Origin of the sequence: Nocardia sp. NPDC052001, assembly GCF_040680615.1 — a bacterium.
Lineage (GTDB): Bacteria > Actinomycetota > Actinomycetes > Mycobacteriales > Mycobacteriaceae > Nocardia.
This window is the reverse complement of sequence record NZ_JBFAXC010000031.1, coordinates 1-4,076: the sequence shown is the minus strand read 5'-3', so window position 1 is coordinate 4,076 and position 4,076 is coordinate 1. Positions and strand designations below refer to the sequence as shown.

At 62.6% G+C, this 4,076-nt stretch carries 1 protein-coding gene; it reads right to left on the bottom strand.

The genetic code is table 11. The features are described from left to right. Nucleotides 1-150 precede the first annotated feature (150 nt). A partial coding sequence (locus tag AB0L82_RS43600) for an amino acid adenylation domain-containing protein (RefSeq protein ID WP_364651587.1) occupies nucleotides 151-4,076 on the bottom strand: 3,926 nt, incomplete at its 5' end.

The following is a 4,076-nucleotide window of genomic DNA, read 5'->3' as shown; positions in this document are numbered from 1 at the left end:
CAACCGCAACACCAAAGGCATGTTGTACGTCGCGGACAGACCCTCCAACTGATGAATGAACCACAACCGACGCTGAGCAAACGACAACGGAAGCATTATTCGAGTCCCCTGAGAAATAGCAGATCAATTACTTGACGGATCCACGCGAGATCAGTCGATATCGCGCGAGTACCGCCGAAGCGCGGGTCGTGCAGAACTCTTCTTCGGTAGCGTGGCTGCCCGCACATCCGTTGCCAGCTGGGCGATCGTCGGTGCCTGGAACAAGGCCCGCACCGCGATTTCGACGCCGATGGCGTCATGAATTTCCGCGACGACCCGCATCGCCAGCAGTGAATTACCGCCGATATCGAAGAAGGAGTCGTCGACCCCGACCCGGTCCAATCCGAGCACCAGGGCGAAAATCGTCGCCAGCGTTTCTTCGGTCGGTGTCGACGGTGCTCGATATCCCACACCCGCGTAATCGGGCATCGGCAGCGCCCGCCTGTTCAGCTTTCCGTTGACTGTCAACGGCAGATTGTCCAGTACCACCACCACCGCCGGCACCATGTACTCCGGCAAGCGCGCCGCGACCGCGGCCCGCACCAGCGCCGGGTCCACGGCACCGGTCACATATCCGACCAGCCGTTTGCTACCCGGTTGGTCTTCGCGCACCACCACCACGGCCTGCTCGACCCCGGGCGCCGCGGACAATGCCGCACCGACTTCACCGAGCTCGATCCGGAAACCGCGAATCTTCACCTGGTCGTCGCTTCGACCCATATATTCCAACTCGCCCTTGGCATCCCAGCGCACGACATCACCTGTGCGATACATGCGAGCACCCGAATCCCCGAACGGGCATGCCACGAACCGTGACGCTGTCAGCCCGGGACGGCGCAGATATCCACGCGCCAAACCCCGTCCGGCGATATACAACTCGCCCGCGACCCCAACCGGGACCTCCGACAAACCGTCATCCAAAACGAAAAAGGCGAGTTTGCTCAGCGGAACACCGATCGGGCTGATGCTGTGGTTCGCGTCGGCCTCATCGAGTTCGCGGAACGAGGCGTGCACCGTCGTCTCGGTCGTACCGTACATATTGATCAAACGCGGAGCATCCGAATACCGGCTCCACCACGAAGCCAGGCGATTGGGCTCCAGCGCCTCACCGCCGAAGATCACCGCCTCCAGCTTCAACAAGCGCGAATCCGGTCGCATCTCCTCGACCGCTTGCAGGGCATGGAACGCCGACGGCGTCTGGCTCAATACCGTGACCTGCTCATCGATCAACAGTCGATGCAGATCCAGCGGTGACCGCACCACCGATTCCGGGACGACAACCAACCGGCCACCATGCAGCAGTGGACCCCATATCTCCCACACCGAGAAGTCGAACGCGTACGAGTGGAACTGAGTCCACACCTGCCCCGGCTCGGGAGCGAATCCGGAAGCACGCACCGACTCGAACAATTGCGTCGCGTTCTCATGGGTCACCGCAACGCCTTTGGGCGTGCCGGTCGTGCCGGAGGTGTAGATAATGTAGGCCTGCGCCGAGGCGGGTGGAACCGCCAGCGGCCCTCCGGGTCGTACCGCGGGCATCGGGTCGGCGATATCGATGACCGGCAGGTCATACCCGGTCAACCGGGGGGCATACTCGAGCTCGGTGATCACCGCCGCGGGCAATGCGTCGGAGAGCATGAACTCGACGCGCTCGTCGGGATGACGCACATCGATCGGCAGATACGCGGCGCCCGCCTTGAGCACCGCCAGGATCGACACGATCGCTTCGCCAGAGCGCGGCAACATCAGTGCGACAACATCATCCGCGCCGACGCCCCGATCCACCAGCAGATGCGCGAACCGCGACGAAGCCTCGTCAAGGTCGCGATAGGTCCAAGACCGTTGTTCGAACACCATTGCCACCGCGTCGGGCGTCCGCGCGACCTGCGCGGCGAACACCGCCGGAATCGACACCGCCGCAGTCTGTTCGGCCAGCGCCGCGCGATTCGAGAACTCGGTCAGCTCGGCCAATTCCCGCTCGTCGAACACCTCGATCGCAGACATTCGCTGCCGCGGATCAGTTGCCACCGCATCGAGCACCCGCCGCAATCTGGCCACCAGCCGCTCGACCGCCACCGTGTCGAACATGTCGGCCGAATACTTCACCTGGAGCCGCAGTTCCCGGCCCGGCACTATCTGAAGTGTCAGCGGGTAGTGCACTGTTTCGTGGAAGGCTATGTCGACCACCGAGATATCCCCGCCGATGCTTTCGACGGATGTCTCGATCGGGTAGTTCTCATACACCACCAGGGTGTCGAAAAGATCCTTGTGACCAGCCGCGCGGCAGATATCCACCAGGGGCAGGAACTGGTGTTCCAATGTATCGGCCTGATCGGCCCGCAACTGTTCGACCAGTTCCGCGAACGTCATATCCCGACCGATATCGGCCCGAACCGGCACCGTATTGATAAACAACCCGACCATGCCCTCCACACCCGGCAAATCCGCGGGCCGACCGGACACCGTCGTTCCGAAGGCAACATCGGATCGACCGGTCATCACACTCAACACCCGAGACCACGCCGCGTGCAGCACGGTACTCATCGTCGAATCCAACTGCCGCACCACAGCATCCAACGCACGCGTCGTCGACTCCGGCACCGAGAAACTTCGCGACAACCGCTCGGACGACACATCGCCACCGAGCGGATCAATGAGGGTCGGTATTTCGAAGTCCGAGAACCTATCCCGCCATACAACCTTCGAAGCTTGCGCGTCCTGCGCGGAAACCCACGCCAGATAGCTCCGATATGGCACGGGCATGGGCTGGCGCTCCCCGCGATACGCGCGGAATATCTCCGCCAGGAGAATTGGCAACGACCAGCCATCGACAACAATGTGATGCATCGTCACCACCAGGTGGAACCTGCCGGGCGACACCTGTGCCAGGGAGACCCGGAACGGTGACTCATAATTCAGATCGCAGCAGGCGATCCGGTCTTCCGACGCCAGCTGCCGCAAACGGCGATCCCGCTCGGTCACTCCGGTCAGGTCCACAAATCGCCACGGCACCTCGGGCGCCTTCAGTACGACCTGCACCGGCCGGGTGAACTGCTTGTAGGCGAAGCGCGCGCTCAGTTGTGGATGGCGATTCGCCAGATCCCGCACCGCATCACGCAGGGCCGCCACATCGAGCTCACCTGTAAGCGTCAAATCCAGCTGTGTCGCATACAGATCGGAACCGCCGTCTTCATACGCGGCGTGGAAGAGCAACCCTTCTTGCAATGGGGCCAATGGCAAGATGTCGGCGACATCGAACACCGATTCCAGTTCATCGATCTGCGATTGGCCGAAGTCCCGCATCAGCAGATCGGCGGGGACCAGCCCACTACCGCCCTGCTGTGCGTACCGGCAAACCCCTTCGATCGCCGCGAACCACAATCGCGTGATGGCCTCGATCGCATCCCGATCCAGCTTCGATGCCGCGTAGGTCATCGAGGCCCGCAACCGCAAGCCGGCCTCGGTATCCACCGCTGCGGCATTGATCTCGACAGTGTGCGGCAGCGTCATCTCCGGTGACATCGCCAACTCCGCGGGCAGCCCTCGCACCTGCCACGCCGCAGACCCGTCCGTAGCCAGCGATCCGCCGCCCGTCCGACCGAGATAGTTGAAACCGATCTGCGGATCCCCGACATTCAGCGATGGTTCGTTTCGCACGTAACGGAGCAAGCCGTAGGTCAGGCCCTCCGGCATCGCCCGCAATTGCTGCTTCACATCCTTGACGACGGCTCCCAGCGCGGCACGGGATTCAGTCACCGCGCCCCAGCTGTACAGCGGAATGCTCAGCGATACAGGATATTTCGCCGTGAACCAGCCCACCGTCCGCGACAGATCCGCATCACCACCGAATCGCTCCTCACGACCGTGCGTCTCCACATCTATACCGATCGCGGTACGCCGCCCGGCGTATTCAGACAACGCCAAACCTAGTGCGGTCAAGAGGATCTCGTTCACGCCCATACCCAGGCGAGCAGGCACGTCACCCAGCAGCATTGCCGTCACATCGGTTCCCAGCGCGGCCACGTAATGCTCGGCGG